Source organism: Azospirillum brasilense (genome assembly GCF_003349955.1).
GTDB lineage: Bacteria > Pseudomonadota > Alphaproteobacteria > Azospirillales > Azospirillaceae > Azospirillum > Azospirillum brasilense_B.
On sequence record NZ_QLKQ01000099.1, the window covers coordinates 1 to 21495 of the forward strand.

Consider the following 21495-nt stretch of genomic DNA (forward strand, 5'->3'; position numbering starts at 1 on the left):
CTTCCCACGGCTTCGCCGCGGGCCCCTTCCCTCCCCCGCTTCGCAGGAGAGGGAGGATCAGTCCCCTCCCCTGCGTCAGCGGGGGAGGGCTAGGGAGGGGGCAAGACTTCCCCGCTGCCGAACGTTACCGCCGCACCATCGGCGCCAGGTCCTTGCGGATGCCGGCGTCCAGCCGGGCGTTCAGGTCGTCCATCATGCGGCGGACGAGGTCCTGCAGGGTCGCCTCGCGGTCGGCCAGCGAGATGTTCTCCGGCACCGTGGTGGACTGGGTCACCGTCGCTTTGGTCATGCCGCGGAAGGTCGTCTCGCCGGGCAGCTCGCCGCCGACCTCGACCTCGATCCGCCCGTCGTAGCGCTGGGCCTGATCGTTGGTGAAGTAGCCCTTCACCCCGCCGGTCTTGGGAAGCTGGACCTCGACGATGCTGGCGTCGCGGATGGTGACGCGGACGCGGCCCGGCCCGCCCGCGGCCTGGAGCCGCTCGTTGGCCCAGCGGCGCACCGCCTCGGCGGGTGGCAGGGGGATGCGCTGGTCGACGGCGGTGCCGACGGGACGGTGAGCGTCCACCACGTCGACGCCGCCCGCGTTCAGGACGATCGGACCGAAGTTGGAATAGTCGATGGGCCGGGCCGCCGGACGCGGCGGCGTGCTCTGGCAGGCCGTCAGGGCCACGGTGGCGAGAGCGGCGGCGAGAACGAAACGGCGGGTGGGCATGATCGCTCCGGTGAGACGGAAAAACGGCGCGGCACTATAGCCGCGCCGTTTCCCAAGCGCATCCGGAACCTGGAGCCGCTTACTTCGCCGTGCCGTAGACCCGGTCGAGGTCCGCGTCGTCGAAGTGATAGGCGGTGGAGCAGAACTGGCAGACCACCTCGACGCGCCCGTCGTCGATCTTCAGGCTCTGCACCTCGTCCCGCGGCAGGCTGGACAGCATGTCCGACACCCGCTCGCGCGAGCAGCGGCAGCCGAAGCGCAGGGCCTTGGGCTGCCACACCCGCACGCCGTCCTCGTGGAACAGGCGGAACAGCAGGTCGCGGGCCGGCAGCTCCGGGTCGAGAAGCTCGTCGCCGGTGGTGCTGGACAGCAGGACCATGGCGCGGCGCCACGCGTCCTCGTCGCCGGAGCCGAGCACCTTCTCCGTGGCGTCCTGCGGCAGGCGCTGGATCATGATGCCGCCGGCCCGCCAGGCGCCCTTGCTGCCGTCCGGCAGGGTTTCCTGGTCCACCGACACGGTCAGGCCGGTGTCGATCTGCTCCGACTGGCGGAAATAGTGCTGCACGCAATCGGCCAGCGTCTTGCCGTACAGCTCGACGATGCCCTGGTAGCGTTCGGTGTTCGGCCCCTGGTCCACGGTGAAGGCGATGTGGCCCTTGCCAAGCAGGGCCGGCGCCGGGGCGATGGCCACGTCGTCGCCGGCCTTGGCCAGCGCCTCCTCGTCGAACTGGGCGTAGGCGCGGATGTCGCCGACCGAGGTGATGTCCGCCACCATCAGCCGGACCGGACCGTCGCCCTTGGTCTGGAGCGTGAAGATGCCGTCGTACTTCAGCATGCTGGACAGCAGCATGGCGAGCGTCATCGTCTCGGCCAGGAAGCGGGCGACCGGCTCCGGATAGGCGTGGCGGGTCAGGATTTCGTCCAGCGCGGGGCCCAGCTTCACCATGCGGCCGCGCAGGCGCGACGCCTCGATCTGAAAGGGCAGAACGAGATCGTCGGCGATCGGTTGGACGGAAGGATCGTCCATGATGTCCTCGAAGTTACGACAGGCCATGGCCCGGCGCCGCCATCCCGCTCATCGCGGGGGGCGGCGCCGGGCCATGACTCCAATTCCAAGGGCTCTCAGCCCCACAAGTGCTCTTAGATAGTGGCGCCGAGGCACCATGCCAGTATGGCCTTCTGGGCGTGCAGGCGATTTTCCGCCTCGTCCCAGACGACCGAATGCCGGCCGTCGATCACCCCGTCGGTCACTTCCTCCCCGCGGTGGGCGGGCAGGCAGTGCATGAACAGGGCGTCGGGGGCGGCCAGATCCATCAGCGCCTCGTTGACCTGATAAGGGCCCAGGACCGCCGCCCGCTCGTCCACGTCGGTGTTGTGCATGGAGGCCCAGGCGTCGGTGACCACGCAGTCGGCGCCGCGCACCGCCTCCTCCGGCGAGGTGGTGACGGTGATCCGCCCGCCCTCACGCTTCACCCAGTCGAGCAGCTCCGGCGCCGGGCCGTAGATCTCCGGGCAGCCGAGGCGGATTTCCACGCCGAGGCGCACCGCCACATGGACCCAGCTCACCGCCACGTTGTTGACGTCGCCGATCCAGGCCACCGTGCGCCCTTCGATGGGGCCGCGATGCTCCTCGAAGGTCATCACATCGGCCATGATCTGGCAGGGGTGCGACTGGTCGGTCAGGCCGTTGATGATCGGCACCGAGGCGAACTCGGCCAGCTCGTGCACGCGCTCCTCGCCCATGGTGCGGACCATCACCGCGTCCACGTAGCGCGACAGCACGCGGGCGGTGTCGCCGATGGTCTCGCCGCGGCCGAGCTGCATGTCGTCGGGCTTCAGCACCACCACGTCGCCGCCGAGCTGGCGCATGCCCACCTCGAAGGAGACGCGGGTGCGGGTCGACGGCTTCTCGAAGATCATCGCCAGCGTGCGGCCCGCGAACAGCGAGCGGTAGGCCGGGATGTCCTTCTTGATGGTCGCGGCCATGGCGAGGATCTGGCGCAGGGTCGCCTTGTCCAGCCGGTCGATGTCGAGGAAATGACGGACGGCGGGCATCACACCAACTCCTTCGCGGTCTTGGCGAGGATGGCCACGGCCTCCTCCACCTCGGCCTCGCCGATGTTGAGCGGCGGCAGAAGCCGGACCACGTTGTCGCCGGCCGGAACCGACAGCAGACCGTTGGCGCGCAGCTTCGCCACCACGTCGCCGACCGCCGGGCCGCAGGCGAGGCCGAGCATCAGCCCCTTGCCGCGCACGCCCGTGAAGACCGCCGGGTTCTCGGCCACCAGCCCGGCCAGACGCTCCTGGAGCAGCCCGCCGATCCGCTGCACATGGTCGAGGAAGCCGGGCTCCAGCACCTTGTCCAGCACGGCGTTGCCGACCGCGGTGGCCAGCGGGTTGCCGCCGTAGGTCGAGCCGTGGGTGCCGGCGGTCATGCCCGACGCCGCCTTCTCGGTGGCGAGGCAGGCGCCCAGCGGGAAGCCGCCGCCGATGCCCTTGGCCACCGCCATGACGTCCGGCGTGATGCCGGCCCATTCATGGGCGAACAGCTTGCCGGTGCGGCCCATGCCGCACTGGATCTCGTCCAGGAACAGCAGCAGCCCGTGCTGGTCGCAGATTTCCCGCAGGCCGCGCAGGAACTCGACCGAGCCGGCGCGGATGCCGCCCTCGCCCTGGATCGGCTCCAGGCAGATGCCGGCGGTCTGGTCGGTCACGGCGTTGCGCACCGCCTCCAGGTCGCCGAAGGGCACGAGGTCGAAGCCGTCGAGCAGCGGGCCGAAGCCCTTGATCAGCTTCTCCTGCTGGGCCGCCGACACCGCCGCCAGCGTGCGGCCGTGGAAGGCCTGCTCGAAGGTGATGATGCGGGTGCGGGCCTTGTCGCCCTTCTCGTAATGGTATTTGCGGATCAGCTTGGCGCCGCACTCCCACGCCTCGGCGCCCGAGTTCGTGAAGAACACGGTGTCGGCGAAGGTGGCGGCGGTCAGCCGCTTGGCGAGGCTCTCCTGCCCGGCGACCCGGAACAGGTTGGAGGTGTGCCAGAGCTTGTGCGCCTGGGCGGTCAGCGCCTCGACCAGATAGGGATTCGCGTGGCCGAGGACGTTCACCGCCACACCGGCGGCGAAGTCGAGGAATCGTCGCCCGTCGGTCGCGTACAGATACGGACCTTCGCCGCGCTCGAACACGATGTCGGCGCGGGCATATGTGGGCATGACGACCGGAATCACAGCGAAAACCTCCAAATGAGGAAAGCCCGGCGGACACCCTCGCCCGCCGGGAACCGTCGAATATCAAGATGTCACTTCGGCCTGTCAACGGATTGGCTACGCCGACCGGCTGAATTCGACCGGATTCGGGTGGATTTACGCCTTCAGCTTGTAGCCCGTCTTCAGCATGCGCCAGGCCAGCCACCACAGGGCGCCGTTGACGGCCAGCATGACGAGAATCCCGATCCCCAGCGTGCCGTCCGACCGCCCGATGAAGCCGTAGCGGAAGCCGTCGATCATGTAGAAGAACGGGTCGAAATGGGCGATCCACCAGAACACCGGCGGCAGCGTCTCCACCGAATAGAAGGTGCCGGACAGGAAGGACAGCGGCGTCACCACGAAGTTGGTCACCGCCGCGATGTTGTCGAACTTCTCCGACCAGATGCCGCCGACCAGCCCGAGCAGCGACAGCAGCATGGAGGCCATCAGGGCGTGGAAGATCACGAACTCCGGATGGGCGATGCGCACCGGGACGAAGGCCCAGATCGCCAGCCCGGTGACCAGCCCGACCAGCAGGCCGCGCGTCACCCCGCCCATGACGAAGCCGAAGGCCAACTCCAGCGGGGCCATCGGCGGCATCAGGATGTCGACGATGTTGCCCTGGACCTTCGCGATCACCACGGAGGAGGAGGTGTTGGCGAAGGCGTTCTGGGCCATCGCCATCATGATCAGGCCGGGGGCCAGGAACTCCAGATAGGGCACCGTGCCGATCATCCGCACCGCACCGCCCAGCGCCAGCGCGAAGACGGCGTAGAACAGCAGGGTGGTGACCACAGGCGCCCAGACGGTCTGCTGGTGCACCTTCAGGAACCGGCGCACCTCGCGCGCGTAGAGGGTCCACAGGCCGACCCAGTTGACGGCGCCGACCTGGCGGGGCATGGGAGGGAGAGGATGAGTCATCGCACCACGATTCACAGGAATGGACCGGACTTTAGGGCGCGCCGCCCGTTCCGGCAACCGCCCCCGGACGGGAGACAGCCATGACCCGCGACCAGCCGCCGGCCCGCAAGCCGCCGCGCCTCGTCACCGCCCAATATCTGGAGAACGCGGCCCTGCACTATCTCCAGCGCTTCGCCAGCTCCTCGGCCAGCCTGCGGCGCGTGCTGATGCGCAAGGTCGAACGCTCCGCCCAGGCCCACGGCACCGACCCGGCGGAGGGGGCGCGCTGGGTCGAGGACCTGATCGCCCGCTACCTGCGCAGCGGCCTGCTGAACGACACGGCCTATGCGGAGATGCGCGCCGCCAGCCTGCACCGCCGCGGCACCTCGACGCGCGCCATCCGCGAGAAGCTGTCCGCCAAGGGCATCGGCCGCGACGAGGCCGACCGCGCGCTGGAGTCGCTGGACGAGGAGGTCGAGGGCGACCTGAACCTGACCGCCGCCCTGGCGCTGGCCCGCCGCCGCCGGCTCGGCCCCTACCGCCTGCCGGACAAGCGCGCGGAATTCCGCGACAAGGATCTGGCGGCGCTCGGCCGCGCCGGCTTCGCCTACGACATCGCCCGGCGGGTGGTGGACGCCGAAGACCCCGACTCGGTGGAGTAACCCCGTCCCCGCCGCGGCCCGCTCGCCCCGTCCGGCTGTTGTTCGGCAAACGCCACCGGTTCGGGAAATCAGACATGCGCCACGCCGCCCTCGCGGGCCTCACCCTCGCCGCCGGGCTGCTGGCCCTTGCCGGCACCGCCAGCGCGCAGGACGACGAGCGCATGGCGCTGTCGTCGGAGCTGCCCATCACCGTCGAGGACGCCGCCGCCATCGAGAAGGGCAGCGTCGACGTGAAGGTCCGCGCCTTCTTCGACCGGCTGAAGGGGGACGGCGGGCGCAACCGCTTGTCCTTCGATCCGGAACTCCAGGTCGGCGTGGCCAACGGCCTGGCGCTGAAGGTCAATCCCGGCTACCGCGTCGGCAACGCCGACGACGCGCAGCAGGGCGACGTCAAGCTGTCCGCCGAATACAACATCCGCGAACCGTCGCAGGGCCGGCTGGGCCTGTCGGTGGAGCCGCTGGTCAGCATCCCCTACGGGTCGGGGAGCAAGACGACCGAGGCCGGGATCACCGGGCGCCTGACCCAGCCGCTCGGGACATCCGCCGGAGCGCCGCGCCTGCACGCCAACCTGTCCTGGCGGCATCTGTTCGATCCGGAGCCGGGTGAGCGCGACAACCGCTTCATCATGGCCGCCGGGATGAACGCCCCGGTCGGCCCCGCCACCGCCGTGGCCTTCGATGTGGTCCGGGAGCAGTCGCAGGAACGCGGCAAGGCCGACAATTTCGTGGAGGCCGGCGTCCGGCATCTCGTCGGCGAAGACCTCGCCGTGGGGGCCGGAGTCGGCGTCGGGTTCTGCCCCGATTCGCCGCGCTACCGCCTGCTGCTGGGCGTGCAGCGGTCGTTTTAGGACAAGCCCCGAAAACGACAAAACGCGCGCAAAGCCTTTCGGCGATGCGCGCGACACTCTCAACCGGGGTTCGGTGCAACCGAGAGTCGGAGTCGTCCTGGTGTGGGGCTCTTCGCCCGACCGCGGAGTTTGCCGCCCCGCGGTGACGTCACCAGAATCGCCGGAAGCGCTCGGGCGCTTCCGGCGGTCAGCCTCAGGCCGCGGCGGCCTGCTGCTTGTCCTGGGCCTTGGCGATGCGGCGCTTCAGGCGGCGCGCATCCAGGCTGAGGACGTCGTCCTTCGCGTCGAGCAGGAAGGCGTCGAGGCCGCCCTTGTGCTCGATCGAACGGATCGCGTTGGTGGAGATACGCAGGCGCACCATCTGACCCAGAGCATCGCTCAGCAGCGCGGTTTCCTGCAGGTTCGGCTGGAAACGGCGGCGGGTCTTGTTGTTGGCGTGGCTGACGTTGTTGCCAAACTGCGTGCCCTTACCGGTCACGGAGCACCGACGTGCCATCGGACTGATCCTTTATTTTAGCAAATGAAACCCGGTCCCGGGCAGCATTCCGCCCGAAGGAGGCGGCGTTATAGTCGAACAAGCGCGCGCCCGTCAAGGAAGGAAGAGACGGGCGCGCGCCGATCGACGGTCCCCGGGCCGGCGGGGACCGCGATCCGGTGGAATCACTGGGCGGCGGGAGCGGCGGCCTTCGTCTCCTCAGCCTTCGGAGCGGCCTTGGGCGCTTCCGGCTTCGCCGCCTCGGCCTTGACGGCTTCGACCTTGACGGCTTCGGCCTTGACGGCTTCGGCCTTGACGGCTTCGGCCTTGACGGCTTCGGCCTTGACGGCTTCGGCCTTCGGGGCCTCCGCCTTCTTCTCCTCGACCTTCGGGGCAGCCTTCACATCAGCCTTCGGGGCCTCCGCCTTGGGCGCCGGGGCGGGAGTCGCCTCGACCTTCGGCGTTTCGGCCTTCACCGGCTCCGCCTTCGCAGCGGGCGCCTCGGCCTTCGGGGCCTCCGCCTTGGGAGCGGCGGCCTTGGCCGGAGCAGCCTTGCGGGCCGCCGGAGCCTTCTTCGGCGCCGGGGCGGGAGCCGGCTCGGCCTTCTTCTCCTCGACCTTCGGGGCGGCCTTCACCTCGGCCTTCGGGGCCTCCGCCTTCGGGGCGGGAACCGGCGCCGCGACCGGGGCGGCCACCGGAGCAACCTTCGGCGCCGGAGCGGCCGGGGTCAGGGCCACCGGGCTGACGCCCAGCTCGGCGGCGATCTTCGAGGAAACGTCGAGGACGGTCTGCACCTGGTTGACGACGCGGGCCTGGGCGACGGTCGCCCATTCGCGCTGCACGGCGACGAGGTCGGCCGGGCTGCGCACCTTGGCGAATTCACCGGCGAACTGGGTCGTCTCGCCGATGCCGGCGGTGACGCCGTCGAGCAGGCGGCGGCAGCCGTCCTGCATCACGCCGGCGACGCGCGTGCCGCGGGCGGCGTAGGTCTCGGCGTTCGCCTTGCCCAGCGGCGACAGGGCGAGAGGCCCATTGGTCAGGGGATTGAAGCGCTCGAAAAGGTCCAGAAAATTGGCGGCCATGTCCTAAGGTCTCCCGTTGACGACTCGACGCGGAGGCGGTGTCGGACAAGTCAACTCCGGCTCATACCCCAGGAGACTGCGGGCAAACCTCTCGCCCAAGCGCCACGGAGGCGCTCCTTTCCCGCCCAGGCCACCTTATGCACGGGAGAATCGCGGCGCAACGGAAATGTTGCGGTGCAGCATACCCGAAAGGACCTACTCCACCGCGCGTCCGAGGAACTTTTCAAGCAAAACGCGTGCGGCGGCTGTGGGGGTGATGGCGCCGCCGGTCACGCGGGATTCCAGCGCGGACAGGTCGGCGCGCACGGCGGGATGCGCCTTGAAGGCGTCCACCAGCGTCTCGCGGATCTCGCTCCACAGCCAGGCGCGGGCCTGCTCGGCGCGGCGCGTGGCGCGGACTCCGGACGCCTCGGTGATCGCCTTGTGCTCCCCGATGGTCTCCCACACCGAATCGATGCCGGCCCGGGTGATGGCCGAGCAGCTCAGCACCGGCACGCGCCAGTCGCCATGGCGCAGCAGGGTCAGGGCATGGCGGTAGTCCGCGACGGTATGCCGCGCCGTGTTGGCGAGGTCGCCGTCGGCCTTGTTGACGACCACGAGGTCGGCCAGCTCCACGATGCCCTTCTTGATGCCCTGAAGCTCGTCGCCCCCGGCGGGCAGCAGCAGCAGCATGAACAGGTCGACCATGTCGGCCACCGCCGTCTCCGACTGGCCGACGCCCACCGTCTCCACCACGATCACGTCGAAGCCCGCGGCCTCGCAGATCAGCATGGCCTCGCGCGTGCGGCGGGCCACGCCGCCCAGCGTGGCGCCGGCGGGCGATGGGCGGATGAAGGCGTTCGGCTCGCGCGACAGGTCGACCATGCGGGTCTTGTCGCCCAGGATGGAGCCGCCGGTGCGCTGCGACGACGGGTCGATGGCCAGAACCGCCACCTTGTGCCCGCGCGCGATGACGTGCTGACCGAACGCCTCGATGAAGGTGGACTTGCCCACCCCCGGCACGCCGGAAATGCCCACCCGCACCGAGTTGCCGGTGTGGGGCAGCAAGGTCTCCAGCAGGGCGTCGGCCTGGGCGCGGTGGTCGCGCCGGGTCGATTCGATCAGGGTGATGGCGCGGGCGAGCGCGCGGCGGTCACCCCGCAGCACCGCGTCGGCGAGCGCGGCGTGGGTGTTGAGGGCGGGGGCGGGAGCTGTCGTCATGGCAGGACCCTAGCGGGCGCGGCGGGCGCGGTGAAGCCCCTCTTCGATCTGCTGCGTCGATCCGCTGCGGCGATCCGCTGCGGCGATCCGCCGTCCTCCGTAAGCGTCACGCCGCCTTCGCGGCCAGACCGTCCAGCCAGACCTCCAGCGCGGCGAACAGGGCGACCGCCGTGGCGCAGGCGGCCTGCGCCGACTCGGGCGCCTCCAGATCGCTTTCCAGCCGGGCGAGCAGCGCCTTCCAGCGTCCCGTCATGTCGATCCCGGCCGACGCCAGGAAGCGCGCGCCCCGCGTGGCGTCGAAGCCCAGCGCGCGGGTGACGTTGGGCAGCATCGCCCGCCCGCCATGGGCGGAGCCGTCGAGCACGTAGCGCGCCGCCAGCCGCGCCGGCACGCCGTCCAGCGCCGGCAGCGCCCCGGCCACCGGCAGCGTGTCCGCGTCCACCCCCAGATCGGCCAGATCGGCGCGCAGCAGGTCGAGCCGCTCGGCCCCCTCGCCCGGCGCCCGCTCGCCCAACGCCCGTTCGCCCAAAGCCCGTTCGATGGGGGCGTTGAAGCCGTGCAGGGCGATCAGGGCGTCGCGATACTCCTCCACGGTGATCGACGGGCTGGTCAGCGGGCGCAGGACCGCCGCGCGGTCGAGCCGTTCATGGATGTCGCGGGTCGCCTCGCGCAGCGCCTGCCGTACCGGTCCCAAAGGGATGCTCCGTCGTGATGATGAATTGAGGTGGGAAAGGGTTCAGGTGGGGGCGAGGACTTCCGGAACCGGTTCCGGCCCCTGGGAGGATTCCTGCTGCCGCGCCCACAATGCGGCATAGGCGCCGCCGCGCGACAGCAGTTCCATGTGCCGCCCCCGTTCGATCACACGCCCGGCCTCCATCACCAGGATCTCGTCGGCGTCGATCACGGTGGACAGGCGGTGCGCGATCACCAGCGTGGTGCGGCCGCGGCTGACCTCGCGCAGGTTCGCCTGGATCTCCCGCTCGGTGTGGGTGTCGAGCGCCGAGGTCGCCTCGTCGAACAGCAGGATCGCCGGGTTCTTCAGGATGGTGCGGGCGATGGCGACGCGCTGCTTCTCGCCGCCGGACAGCTTCAACCCGCGCTCCCCCACCGTGGTCTCATAGCCGTCGGGGAGCGCCATGATGAAGTTGTGGATGTGGGCCAGCCGCGCCGCCTGCTCGACCTCCGCCGGGCTGGCGCCGGGGCGGCCGTAGGCGATGTTGTAATAGACCGTGTCGTTGAACAGCACCGTGTCCTGCGGGACGATGCCGATGGCGCCGCGCAGCGATTGCTGGGTCACCTCCCGGATGTCCTGCCCGTCGATCCGGATGCCGCCGCCCGACACGTCGTAGAAGCGGAACAGCAGCCGGCCGATGGTCGACTTGCCCGCCCCGGACGGCCCGACGATGGCCACCGTCCGCCCGGCGGGCACGGTGAAGCTCACCCCCTTGAGGATCGGCCGCCGCGGGTCGTAGCCGAACTCCACCCCGTCGAAGCGCAGCTCGCCCCCCGTGATGGCCAGCGGCGGGGCGCCCGGCCGGTCGGCCACCTCGCGGTCCACCGACAGCAGAGTCACCATCGACTCAACGTCGATCAGCGCCTGCTTGATCTCGCGGTAGACCACCCCGAAGAAGTTCAGCGGCTGGTAGAGCTGGAGCAGGTAGGTGTTCACCAGCACGAAGTCGCCCAGCGTCATCGTGCCGTTGACGATGCCGCGCGCCGCCATGCCCATGACCACCGCCAGCCCCAGCGAGATGATCGCCGACTGGCCGATGTTCAGCAGCGACAGGCTGCGCTGGCTCTTCACCGCCGCCTGCTCGTAGGAGGCCAGCGCCTGGTCGTAGCGCCGGGCCTCATGCCCCTCGTTGCCGAAATACTTGACGGTCTCGTAGTTCAGCAGGCTGTCCACCGCCTTGGTGTTGGCCTTGTTGTCGGTCTCGTTCATGGCGCGGCGGAACTGGATGCGCCATTCCGACACGAAGAAGGTGTAGGCGATGTAGCTGCCCACCGTGGCGAAGGTCGCCAGCGCGAACCAGCCGTCGAACATCCGCCACAGGATCACGCAGACCAGCGTGATCTCGACCAGCGTCGGCACGATGGAGAACAGGGCGTAGCGCAGCAGCGTCTCGATGGCCCGGGTGCCGCGCTCCAGCGAGCGGGTCAGCCCGCCGGTCTGCCGCTCCAGATGGAAGCGCAGCGACAGGGCGTGCAGATGCTGGAAGACCGACAGGGCGACCTTGCGGATGGTGCGCTGGGCGACGTTGGCGAACACCGCGTCGCGCAGCTCGGCGAAGACCAGCGACATCACCCGCGCCAGACCGTAGGCGACGATCAGCCCCAGCGGGATCGTCACCAGCGCCCCGGCGTCGCCCGGCGACAGGGCGTCCACCGCCCGCTTGTAGAAGAGCGGCACCCAGACGTTGGCCACCTTGGCGCCGACCAGCAGGACCAGCGCCACCACCACGCGCAGCTTGGTCTCGACGGAATCATGCGGCCACAGATAGGGGACGAGCGAGCGCAGCGCCGCCATGTCGCCTGTGCTGGACGCGGCCTCCGCGTAGGAGGGGGCCGGGCTGGGGTTGCTGGTGCGGCGGCGCATGGGGAAGTCCGGGAAAAGGGTCGGTTGCCAAGAGCGGCTGCCCTAACCTAGGGCCACATGCGCCGCCAACCAAGGAAGACGGGCCGTGCGCCGGCTGCATGGCGGTCCGCCGGAGCCCTTCCACACGGTCGACGGGAAATGATCTCTGAAAAATTGCACGCGGACGAATGGATAAAACCGTATTAGACTTATTGTCTATCTCCGTCGGCGAGGGCTGCGGAGCGACTGCCGCATAGGGCCGAACGTGCTGAAGAACCTTTCCCTGACTGCCAAACTGTCCCTTCTGAACGTGCTGGGGCTGTTCATCCTGGCCATCGTGCTGACGCTGGCCTCCAGCCATGTGCTGAGCGACCGCAGCGCCGCCTCCGCGCAGGAGCAGCGGGAGCGCAGCATGGCGCTGGCCCACATGCTGCTGAAGCAGAACGGCGCCGACTACAGCCTGCGCGACGGCGCGCTTTACGTCGGATCGGTGCGGATCGACGGCGACACCCGCATGGTCGACCAGATCCGCGAACTGACCGGCGGGGCCGCCACCGTGTTCCGCGGCGACACCCGCGTCGCCACCACCGTGCAGAACCCCGACGGCAGCCGGGCCAACGGCACGAAGCTGGGCGCCGGACCGGTCTTCGACAGCGTCATCACCCAGCGCAAGCCCTACCGCGGCGAGGCCGACATCCTGGGCGAGCGCTACTTCACCTCCTACGACCCGCTGCTCGACTCCTCCGGCTCGGTGGTCGGCGTGCTGTTCGTCGGGCTGAAGCGGGCCGACGTGATGAGGGTGGTGGACGAGGTGGAGCGCGCCATCCTGGTGGTGGCGCCGCTGGTCACGCTGGCCTTCGGTCTGGTCAGCTTCTTCCTGGTCCGCCGTCAGATGGGCGCGGTGCGGGCGATGAGCGCGACCATGCACGACCTCGCCGCCGACAAGCTGGACGTCGCCGTTCCCGGCCTCGACCGCGGCGACGAGATCGGGCAGATGGCCCAGGCGGTGCAGGTGTTCAAGGACAACGCCATCCAGAAAAAGGCGATGGACGAGGCCGAGCGCGCCCGCCTGGAGGCCGAGCGCCGCGCCGACGAGGCGCAGCGCGCCCGCGAGGCGGCGATCGGCGAGGAGATCGCCGCGCTGATCGACGGCGTGTCGAAGGGCGACCTGTCGCGCCGCCTGGAGCTGGCCGGCAAGGACGGCTTCTACAAGACCATGTCGGCGGGCATCAACCGCCTGACCGACACGGTGGAGGCGGTCATCGCCGATCTCGGCGCGGTGCTCAGCGCGCTCGCCCAGGGTGACCTCAACAAGCGGGTGCAACGCGACTACGAGGGGGCCTTCCAGACGCTGAAGACCGACGTCAACGCCACCTCCGCCAAGCTGTCGGAGATCGTCGGCCAGATCACCCAGGCGGCGGACACCATCGCCTCGGCGGCGGGCGAGGTCTCCATCGGCTCCTCCGACCTCGCGGAGCGGACGGAGCAGCAGGCCTCCTCGCTGGAGGAGACGGCGGCGAGCATGGAGGAACTGGGGGCGACCGTGCGCTCCAACGCCGACAACGCCCAGCGCGCCAACGGCATGGCCGCCGACGCCCGCACCGCCGCGGAGTCCGGCGGCACGGTGGCGGGCTCGGCCATCGAGGCGATGAAGCGCATCGAGGCGTCGAGCCGCAAGATCACCGACATCATCGGGGTGATCGACGAGATCGCTTTCCAGACCAACCTGCTGGCGCTGAACGCGGCGGTGGAGGCGGCGCGGGCCGGCGACGCCGGGCGCGGCTTCGCCGTGGTGGCGCAGGAGGTGCGCAACCTCGCCCAGCGCTCCGCCCAGGCGTCCAAGGAGATCAAGGGCCTGATCCTGGACAGCGACGCCCAGGTCAAGGACGGGGTGGAGCTGGTCAAGAAGGCCGGCGACGCGCTGGAAGGCATCGTGTCGGGCGTCCATCAGGTCGCCGGGCTGATCGCCGAGATGGCCTCGGCGTCGAGCGAGCAGGCGGCGGCGCTGGATGAGATCAACGCCACCGTCTCGCAGATGGACGAGATGACCCAGAAGAACGCCGCGCTGGTCGAGGAAACCACCGCGGCGGCGCAGGCCATGGCCGGTCAGGCCAACGACCTGAAGGGGCTGATCGGCTTCTTCAAGCTGGACCCGCGGGCCATGCCCGTCGCCGTTGCGACCACCGCTGCGGCTCCGCGGCACGTCGCACCGGTACGTCCGGCCGCTCCGGCACCGCGCCCGGCCCGCGCCGCGGCCAAGCCGGCGGCTCGTGCGGTGGTCCATTCGGGCGCCGCGCTCAAGCGCAACGTCAGCGAGGACGACGATTGGAGGGAGTTCTGAGAGCCAAAGTCACTCTTGCCCCCTCCCCGGCCCTCCCCCGCTGTCGCAGGGGAGGGAGATTCCTGCGAAGCGGCGGCAGTCCCCTCCCCTGCGCAGCGGGGGAGGGTTAGGGTGGGGGCAAACCGCCCCCCGCCTCAATTCGCGATCGGCGTCGCCTCGATCCTGCGGCGCGGGGCGGCCTTGATCGAGGGGCCGGCGTTGTCCTCCGGCTTGGCGACGGTGGTCGTCGTACCGCGGGCGGTCTGGACGGGCGCGCTGCCGCGCAGCCGCAGCAGATGCATCCGCACATAGGCGGTCGACCCCACAGCCTGCACCGCCACCCAATCGGTGCCGCGGGCGCGGCCCAGAACCTTCAAAGGCTGGCCGGGCGGGAAGGTGGCGATGATGGGCGCGCCGTTGCTCGGTTGCGACCGCAGCGCGGTGGTCTTGTCGGTTTCCCACTCGCCGGAGACGGTGTCGAGCCCGGCCGGGGAGGCGCTGGCGGTTCCCTGCACCACGGGCGCGCGGTTGGTCCGCTCGCCCGTCTGGCAGGCAGTCAGCATCACCGCGCAGGCCACGGCGAGGGAGACGGGAACGAGGCGCAGACGTCTGGTCATCACGGACTCGGTTGGGTAGCCCTTTCGATCGGGCGACCATACAGGATGCGCCCCCACCCGCGCCACCGCGCCGCGGCAGAACGGCTATGCACTGTTTGTGGCAGGAAAGTGGCGCCGGCCCTTTCGCCCGACGCCTACGCGAGAACGCCGAGCTGCCAGGCGAGGAAGACGCCCAGCGCCACGGCGATGGTGAGGAGCTGCTTGCCCGTCACCACGCAGACCAGCACGGCGGCCAGCGCGCCGACGAGCTGCGGGTTCCTCCAGGTCAGCTCCAGCCCCTCGCCGTTGGGGGCCAGGATCATCGGCACGATGATGGCGGTGAGCACCGTCACCGGGACGAAGCCCAGCGCCTGCTTCAGCAACGGCGGGAAGACCACCCGGTCGCCCAGCACGAACAGCGCCGCCTTCACGAAGACGGTGATCGCCGCCATGCCCAGGATCATGACGGTGTTGGTCAGGACGGTCCCGGTCATGCCGCCTCCTCCTCCCGCCGTCCGGCCTCCAGCCCGCCGGAGCGCCAGCGCTGCAGGGCCATCCCCACGGTCACCCCGGCCAGCACGGCGGCCATCAGCCCCAGCTTGTAGGGCACGTCCTGCCCCAGATAGGCCACGGTGCCCGCCGCCACCGCCGCCGCGAAGTTGGGCAGGCTGGCGAGCTGGGGGACGACGATGGCGATGAAGGTGGCGACCATGGCGAAGTCGAGCCCCAGCGACTGGAGCTGCGGGAAGGCCGCGCCGAACAGCAGGCCGACCAGGGTCCAGACCTGCCAGTTCGCGTACATCGACAGGCAGGAGCCCAGGAAGTACCAGTGACCGAGCGGCGCCCGCGGATGCCGGGCGTAATAGCCGGCCATCACCGCGAAGGTCTCGTCCGTCAGGAAGAAGCCCAGCGCCCAGCGCCAGCGCGCCGGCAGATGGGCGACGTGCGGCAGCAGCGTGGCGGCGTAGAGGGCGTGGCGCAGGTTCACGATGAGCGTGGTCAGCCAGATCACCGCCAGCCCGGCGTGCCCGGCCACCAGCCCCAGCGCGATGAACTGGCTGGACCCCGCATAGACCGACAGGGACATGAGCTGCCCCTGCCACGCCGCCAGCGGCCCGGCGGCCACCAGCGTGCCGAAGATCACCCCGAAGGGCGCCGCGCCGATGACCATCGGCAGGGTGTCGCGGGCGCCGGCGGCGAAGCTGGATCGTCTGGTCATGATCGTTCTGAGGCGTCGTATCGGACCGGTCCGTGGAACCGTGTCGGGCTGCGGACCATAGCGCTGCGACGCCCGGCCTGCCCGCCTTTTATTGTCCGGGAGACAAGTCCATCCGCCCCACCAACCCTGCGGGGTTAACGATTCCGATGGGTTGGAGTGCCGGGGGAGAGCTTTCCATCCGCCCGCCTTTCCGGCAGGCTGGTCCCATGAAACCCGATTCCTGCTTCGAGTTTCCCGTCCACACGGCGGGGGAGCGTGCGGCGGACGCGGTCATCCACGCCATCGGCGTGATCGCCGGCCTGATCGGCGCGTCCTGGCTGCTGGCCGTGACGGCGGGCCACGCCTCCGCGACCGAGATGGTGTCGCTGGCGGCCTACGGCGCCGGGCTGGTCGGCATGCTGAGCGCGTCGGCCGCCTACAACATGTCCCCGCCGGGGCGGCGCAAGGCGGTGCTGCGGCGGGTCGATCACGCGATGATCTATGTGATGATCGCCGGCAGTTACACCCCCTTCACCCTGAACCGGCTGGACGGCGCGGCGGGACTCCCGTTGGGCGTCGCGGTGTGGGTGGTGGCGCTGGGCGGGGTGGCGCTGAAGCTGTTCGCCTCCTGGCGGTACGAACGGCTGGGCTTCGTGCTCTATCTCGGGCTCGGCTGGGCCATCCTGTCGGTGGCCGAACCGCTGTGGCGGTCGCTGTCCCCGGTGACGCTGCTTCTGCTGGCGGTGGGCGGCGTGGTCTACACGGTGGGGGCCTTCATCCACACGCTCGACCGCCTGCCCTACAACATCCCGGTCTGGCACGCGCTGGTCATCGTCGCGGCCTCCTGCCACTTCGCCGCGGTGGCGCGGGAGTTCGCGATGACCTGATGCACGAGGGGCCTCGCGAAAGGCCCCCCGCCCGCATCATCAATGCATGGCCGTCAATGGACGGTCGTCACCGGCTGCGTCGCCGCGCTGCGCACCTGGGCGGAGACGGGCAGGCCGTTGATGGTCAGCTCGCCGCCTTCCGCTCCCACCTTCACCGTCTGGCCGTCGGCGACGCGGCCTTCCAGGATCATGGTGGCCAGCGGGTTCTGAAGCTCCCGCTGGATCACCCGCTTCAGCGGACGCGCGCCGTAGACCGGATCGTAGCCGGCCTCGGCCAGCCACTGAGTCGCCGCCTCGTCCACCTCCAGCGTGATGTCGCGGTCGGCCAGCATGCGGACCAGCCGGCCGAGCTGGATCTTGACGATCCCGCCCATGTGGCTGCGGTCCAGGCGGTGGAACAGCAGGATCTCGTCCAGCCGGTTCAGGAACTCCGGCCGGAAGTGGGCGCGCACCACCTCCATCACCTCGTCGCGCACGGCGCCGCTGTCCTGGCCTTCCGGCTGGGCCGCCAGCACCTCGGAGCCGAGGTTCGAGGTCATGATGATGACCACGTTGCGGAAATCCACCGTCCGCCCCTGCCCGTCGGTCAGCCGCCCGTCGTCGAGCACCTGGAGCAGCACGTTGAAGACGTCCGGATGGGCCTTCTCCACCTCGTCGAACAGCACGACCTGATAGGGCCGGCGGCGCACCGCCTCGGTCAGCGCCCCGCCCTCCTCATAGCCGACATAGCCCGGAGGGGCGCCGATCATGCGGGCGACCGAGTGCTTCTCCATGTATTCCGACATGTCGAGCCGGACCATCGCCGTCTCGTCGTCGAACAGGAATTCGGCCAGCGCCTTGGTCAGCTCGGTCTTGCCGACGCCGGTCGGACCGAGGAACAGGAAGGAGCCGATCGGCCGGTTGGGGTCCTGCAGCCCGGCGCGGGCGCGGCGCACCGCGTTGGACACCGCCACGATGGCCTCGTCCTGGCCGATCACGCGGGTCTTCAGGCGGGTTTCCATCGCCAGCAGCTTCTCCCGCTCGCCGGCCAGCATCTTGTCCACCGGCACGCCGGTCCAGCGGCTGACCACGGCGGCAATGTCGCTGTCGCGCACCTCCTCGTTCAGCATACGGTTGGCGGCGCTTTCCTCCGCCGTCTTCAGACGCTTCTCCAGGTCGGGGATGACGCCGTAGGCCAGCTCGCCGGCGCGGCCCCAGTTGCCGTCGCGCTGGGCCTGCTCCAGTTCGGTGCGGGCCTTCTCCAGGTCCTCCTTGATCTTCTGGGCGCCCTGGAGCTGGTCCTTCTCGGCCTGCCACTTGGCGGTCAGCTCGGCGGACTCCTGCTCCAGGTCGGCCAGCTCGCCTTCCAGGTTGGCGAGCCGGGCGCGCGAGGCGTCGTCGGACTCGCGCTTCAGCGCCTCCCGCTCGATCTTGAGCTGGATGATGCGGCGGTCCAGCTCGTCGATGCTCTCCGGCTTGCTGTCCACGGCCATGCGCAGGCGGCTGGCCGCCTCGTCGATCAGGTCGATGGCCTTGTCGGGCAGGAAGCGGTCGGTGATGTAGCGGTTCGACAGGGTCGCCGCCGACACGATGGCCGCGTCGGTGATGCGCACGCCGTGGTGCACCTCGTAGCGCTCCTTCAGGCCGCGCAGGATCGAGATGGTGTCCTCGACCGTCGGCTCGGGCACGAAGACGGGCTGGAAGCGCCGCGCCAGCGCCGCGTCCTTCTCGATGTGCTTGCGGTACTCGTCCAGCGTGGTCGCGCCGACGCAGTGCAGCTCGCCGCGCGCCAGCGCCGGCTTCAGCATGTTGGAGGCGTCCATGGCGCCGTCCGCCTTGCCGGCGCCGACCAGCGTGTGCAGCTCGTCGATGAAGACGATGACCTCGCCTGCCGCCGCCTGGATTTCCTGGAGCACGGCCTTCAGCCGCTCCTCGAACTCGCCGCGGTACTTGGCGCCGGCCACCATGCCGGCGAGGTCGAGCGACAGCAGCTTCTTGTTCTTCAGCCCTTCCGGAACGTCGCCCTTGACGATGCGCTGGGCGAGGCCCTCGACGATGGCGGTCTTGCCGACGCCCGGCTCGCCGATCAGCACGGGGTTGTTCTTGGTGCGCCGCGCCAGCACCTGGATGGTGCGGCGGATTTCCTCGTCGCGCCCGATGACCGGGTCGAGCTTGCCCTCGCGCGCCGACTCGGTCAGGTCGCGGGTGTATTTCTTCAGCGCGTCGTAGCCCTGCTCGGCGCTGGCGGTGTCGGCGGTGCGGCCCTTGCGCACCTCGTTGATCGCGGTGTTCAGCGCCTGCGGGGTGACGCCCGCGCGCTTCAGAACCGCGGCGGACGGCGTGCCGTCGGCCATGGCGAGCGCCAGAAGGATGCGCTCCGCCGTGACGTAGCTGTCGCCGGCCTTCTTGGCGACCGTCTCGGCCTGCTCGAACACGCGCGACAGCTCCGGCGTCAGATACACCTGCCCGGCGCCGGCGCCCTCCACCTTGGGCTGCTTGTCCAGCTCGGCGTCCACGCCCGACAGCGCCAGGGCGGGATCGCCGCCGGCCGCACGGATCAGGTTGGAGGCCAAGCCTTCCTTGTCGTCCAGGAGGGTCTTCAACAGATGTTCCGGCGTCAGCCGCTGGTGGCCGCGCCGCAGGGCCAGGGTCTGCGCCGCCTGCACGAAGCCACGGCTGCGCTCGGTGTATTTTTCGAAGTCCATGATGTGCTCCCTTCATCGCCGACCGTCCGCGAGGCAGCCCGGTCAGTCCGATCCACGTTAACAGTGCGATCCGCAAGGATGCATGCGTCGCCGTAGATGTGGGAGAGGCCCATCCGTATGCAAGACCCCCCGGCACGCGTGGTTATTGCTTTTGTCGGACCCGCGCCGAAAGGGTGGCTTTCCGCGGCCCGCCGGAAAGGGCTAGGGTTTTCGTCCAAAGCCACGGAATGCCTTTTTCATGACGGCGACGCCCACCAGCACCCCGCGCAACCCCTCGCCCACGACCCTGCGGCCCGCCCTGACCACCCCCCTGATGCGGCTGGCCTGGCACGGCCGCAACATGTGGCATTGGGTGGCGCGGCCGCTGACCATGGGGGTGCGGGGGATCATCCTGGACGACTCGGCCCCTGGGGGCGGGGCGGCCTCGGTCCTGCTGATCCGCCACAGCTACGTGGGCGGCTGGCATTTTCCGGGCGGCGGAGTCGGAAAAGGGGAGTCCCTGGTGGAGGCCATGAAGCGCGAGGTGCGGGAGGAGGTCGGGTTGACCGTGGAGAGCGGCCCGCAGCCCTTCGGCGTCTACGCCCGCTTCCGGCACGGGGCGAGCGACCATGTGGCGGTCTTCGTCGCGCGCGGATGGTCGGGAACGCTCCAGGCCGACGGGGTGGAGATTTTGGAGGCGCGCTTCTTCCCGCTCGACCGGCTGCCGGAGGACACCTCCCCCGCGACGCGGCGGCGAATCGCCGAGTTCCAGGGTCGGGAGCCTTTGGCCGAGCGCTGGTGACGGTTTTCGATTGCGACGGTTGACAGAAGCGAACCGGTCCCACCATTGTGCGATGCAATGCCCGCGACCGTCGCCGCCATACGCCGCTACCCCGTGAAGGGGCTGAGCGGCCAGGACCTTCCCGCCGTTGACCTCGTCACCGGCCAACCCATTCCCTTTGACCGGCGCTTCGGCCTGCTGCACGGCCCGGCCGCCCTGACCCCGGATGTCGAGGGCTGGCGTCCCAACGAGGATTTCTTCACGCTCGACCGGAACGAGAAGCTGGCGCTGCTCGATTCCGAGTTCGACGAGGCCACCCAGTCGCTGATCATCCGGCGCGGCGGCAAGCAAGTGTCGCGCGGGCGTCTGGACCAGCCGATGGGCCGGATGCTGGTGGAACAGTTCTTCGCCGCCTATCTGGCCGGCGCGGCCCCCGGTCTGCCCAAGCTGGCCGAAGCCACGAACCCGGCCCAGGGCGGCGGTTTCTCCTTCACCGACCGGGAAGAGGCGGCGGTTTCCATCCTCAATCTCGCCAGCGTGCGCGATCTGGAGGAGCGGGTGGCCAAGCAACCGGTCGATCCGCGGCGCTTCCGCGCCAACCTGATGATCGACGGACTGGAGCCCTGGGTGGAGCGCCAGTGGATCGGCGCGCTGCTGACCGTCGGCGAGGTCACCCTGCGCATCTGCGACCACAAGGATTGCCGGCCGTCCAGCGAGGTCAACCCGGCGACCGGCGCGCGCGATCTCAACACGCTTCCCATTCTGGAGCGCGGGTACGACCACACGCAGTGCGGCGTCTATGCCCGGGTGGTGCATGGGGGCCGGATCGCGGTGGGCGACCCGGTGGCGCTGGCCGAAGACCTGCCGTCCTGAAAAGCCGTCCTGAAAACTCACCAACCATGATACCCGCCGGCCCTGAAGCCGGAACGTCCCGGCCTCAGGATTGACGGTTACCAGGCGGGACCGTCAGGCGCTCATGGGGGTGCGTTCGTCGGCGGCGGTCTCGGACTCCTCGCCCATCTCGCCGTCATCCTCGTCCTCCGCCGAACCGCCCAGGCTGGGCTGCGGGCCGAGGCCGGCGGCGCCGGCGTTGCCGCGCTGGCGGTTCTCGGATTCCTGGATCTGGTTGATGATGCGGAAATAGTGCTCCGCGTGCTGAAGGTAGTTTTCCGCCTGGACGCGGTCGCCGGACGAGGAGGCGTCGCGGGCCAGCGCCAGATACTTTTCATGGACCTGCCACGCGTTGCCGCGGATGCGCACGTCCGGACCATTGCTGTCGAAGGTCTGGTGACGCAGCGGAACGTTCTGCCGGCGGTTGCCACCGCCGGCAGAACGTTCCGCTGCGTCACCAGAC

The 21495-nt window shown here is 69.9% G+C and carries 21 protein-coding genes; 6 read left to right on the forward strand and 15 right to left on the reverse strand.

What is annotated here, in order from left to right; genetic code table 11:
- Positions 1-124: 124 nt before the first annotated feature.
- The 5 genes from DXK32_RS28555 to DXK32_RS28575 form a co-directional block, all read right to left on the reverse strand.
- Positions 125-712 (reverse strand): hypothetical protein, encoded by a 588-nt coding sequence (locus DXK32_RS28555; protein WP_114861596.1) that lies wholly within the window; start codon positions 710-712, stop codon positions 125-127.
- Positions 713-791: 79 nt separating this feature from the next.
- Complete coding sequence (locus tag DXK32_RS28560) at positions 792-1739, reverse strand: Hsp33 family molecular chaperone (RefSeq protein ID WP_247877393.1); 948 nt, start codon at positions 1737-1739, stop codon at positions 792-794.
- Between the two features lie 113 nt (positions 1740-1852).
- Positions 1853-2767: an ornithine carbamoyltransferase gene (argF, locus tag DXK32_RS28565; RefSeq protein ID WP_114861598.1), complete on the reverse strand. Its 915-nt coding sequence runs from the start codon at positions 2765-2767 to the stop codon at positions 1853-1855.
- Complete coding sequence (locus DXK32_RS28570) at positions 2767-3921, reverse strand: aspartate aminotransferase family protein (protein WP_114861613.1); 1155 nt, start codon at positions 3919-3921, stop codon at positions 2767-2769. The genes argF and DXK32_RS28570 overlap by 1 nt, the downstream gene beginning before the upstream one ends.
- A gap of 150 nt (positions 3922-4071) precedes the next feature.
- Positions 4072-4875 carry an ABC transporter permease gene (locus DXK32_RS28575; protein ID WP_114861599.1) on the reverse strand — a complete coding sequence of 268 codons (804 nt, stop codon included), beginning with the start codon at positions 4873-4875 and terminating at the stop codon, positions 4072-4074.
- Between the two features lie 80 nt (positions 4876-4955).
- Between DXK32_RS28575 and DXK32_RS28580 the strand changes: the two genes are divergently transcribed.
- Both DXK32_RS28580 and DXK32_RS28585 read left to right on the forward strand, forming a co-directional pair.
- The gene (locus tag DXK32_RS28580) at positions 4956-5516 is read left to right on the forward strand and encodes a regulatory protein RecX (protein WP_114861600.1); all 561 of its coding nucleotides are present in this window, start codon (positions 4956-4958) and stop codon (positions 5514-5516) included.
- A gap of 74 nt (positions 5517-5590) precedes the next feature.
- Positions 5591-6364, forward strand: coding sequence for a hypothetical protein (locus DXK32_RS28585; RefSeq protein ID WP_247877394.1), 774 nt, complete (start codon positions 5591-5593; stop codon positions 6362-6364).
- 193 nt (positions 6365-6557) lie between these two features.
- On the opposite strand, the gene rpmB is transcribed toward DXK32_RS28585, so the two are convergent.
- The 5 genes from rpmB to DXK32_RS28610 all read right to left on the reverse strand — a co-directional run bounded on the left by rpmB (position 6558) and on the right by DXK32_RS28610 (position 11717).
- Positions 6558-6860, reverse strand: a complete 303-nt coding sequence (gene rpmB / locus DXK32_RS28590; RefSeq protein WP_114861601.1) for a 50S ribosomal protein L28 — start codon at positions 6858-6860, stop codon at positions 6558-6560.
- Positions 6861-7024: 164 nt separating this feature from the next.
- Positions 7025-7921: a phasin family protein gene (locus tag DXK32_RS28595; protein WP_114861602.1), complete on the reverse strand. Its 897-nt coding sequence runs from the start codon at positions 7919-7921 to the stop codon at positions 7025-7027.
- Positions 7922-8116: 195 nt separating this feature from the next.
- The gene (gene meaB, locus DXK32_RS28600; protein WP_114861603.1) at positions 8117-9121 is read right to left on the reverse strand and encodes a methylmalonyl Co-A mutase-associated GTPase MeaB; all 1005 of its coding nucleotides are present in this window, start codon (positions 9119-9121) and stop codon (positions 8117-8119) included.
- Positions 9122-9227: 106 nt separating this feature from the next.
- Positions 9228-9815 (reverse strand): biliverdin-producing heme oxygenase, encoded by a 588-nt coding sequence (locus DXK32_RS28605; protein ID WP_114861604.1) that lies wholly within the window; start codon positions 9813-9815, stop codon positions 9228-9230.
- A gap of 42 nt (positions 9816-9857) precedes the next feature.
- Positions 9858-11717, reverse strand: coding sequence for an ABCB family ABC transporter ATP-binding protein/permease (locus tag DXK32_RS28610; protein ID WP_114861605.1), 1860 nt, complete (start codon positions 11715-11717; stop codon positions 9858-9860).
- A 244-nt stretch (positions 11718-11961) separates the two neighbouring features.
- On the opposite strand from DXK32_RS28610, the gene DXK32_RS28615 reads away from it, so the two are divergent.
- The gene (locus tag DXK32_RS28615) at positions 11962-14037 is read left to right on the forward strand and encodes a methyl-accepting chemotaxis protein (protein ID WP_114861606.1); all 2076 of its coding nucleotides are present in this window, start codon (positions 11962-11964) and stop codon (positions 14035-14037) included.
- A 134-nt stretch (positions 14038-14171) separates the two neighbouring features.
- Here DXK32_RS28615 and DXK32_RS28620 read toward each other — a convergent pair whose 3' ends face one another.
- The 3 genes from DXK32_RS28620 to DXK32_RS28630 form a co-directional block, all read right to left on the reverse strand.
- The gene (locus DXK32_RS28620; protein ID WP_114861607.1) at positions 14172-14633 is read right to left on the reverse strand and encodes an SH3 domain-containing protein; all 462 of its coding nucleotides are present in this window, start codon (positions 14631-14633) and stop codon (positions 14172-14174) included.
- Positions 14634-14767: 134 nt separating this feature from the next.
- Positions 14768-15106 carry an AzlD domain-containing protein gene (locus DXK32_RS28625; RefSeq protein WP_205215852.1) on the reverse strand — a complete coding sequence of 113 codons (339 nt, stop codon included), beginning with the start codon at positions 15104-15106 and terminating at the stop codon, positions 14768-14770.
- Entirely contained in the window at positions 15103-15831 is a 729-nt protein-coding gene (locus DXK32_RS28630; RefSeq protein WP_114861608.1) for an AzlC family ABC transporter permease, read from the reverse strand. The genes DXK32_RS28625 and DXK32_RS28630 overlap by 4 nt, the downstream gene beginning before the upstream one ends.
- 206 nt (positions 15832-16037) lie before the next feature.
- Between DXK32_RS28630 and trhA the strand changes: the two genes are divergently transcribed.
- The gene (gene trhA, locus DXK32_RS28635) at positions 16038-16697 is read left to right on the forward strand and encodes a PAQR family membrane homeostasis protein TrhA (RefSeq protein WP_114861609.1); all 660 of its coding nucleotides are present in this window, start codon (positions 16038-16040) and stop codon (positions 16695-16697) included.
- Positions 16698-16750: 53 nt separating this feature from the next.
- Here trhA and clpB read toward each other — a convergent pair whose 3' ends face one another.
- A complete protein-coding gene (gene clpB / locus DXK32_RS28640; RefSeq protein WP_114861610.1) occupies positions 16751-19381 on the reverse strand; it encodes an ATP-dependent chaperone ClpB in 2631 nt (876 codons plus the stop codon).
- Positions 19382-19619: 238 nt separating this feature from the next.
- Between clpB and DXK32_RS28645 the strand changes: the two genes are divergently transcribed.
- Together DXK32_RS28645 and DXK32_RS28650 are read left to right on the forward strand one after the other, a co-directional pair.
- Positions 19620-20162, forward strand: coding sequence for an NUDIX domain-containing protein (locus DXK32_RS28645; protein ID WP_114861611.1), 543 nt, complete (start codon positions 19620-19622; stop codon positions 20160-20162).
- Positions 20163-20219: 57 nt separating this feature from the next.
- On the forward strand, positions 20220-21014 hold the full coding sequence (locus DXK32_RS28650; RefSeq protein ID WP_114861612.1) for an MOSC domain-containing protein: 795 nt from the start codon (positions 20220-20222) through the stop codon (positions 21012-21014).
- A gap of 93 nt (positions 21015-21107) precedes the next feature.
- Here the strand turns inward: DXK32_RS28650 and DXK32_RS28655 are convergent.
- Positions 21108-21495 (reverse strand): DUF4167 domain-containing protein (locus tag DXK32_RS28655; protein ID WP_114861616.1); only part of this gene is annotated, 388 nt, incomplete at its 5' end.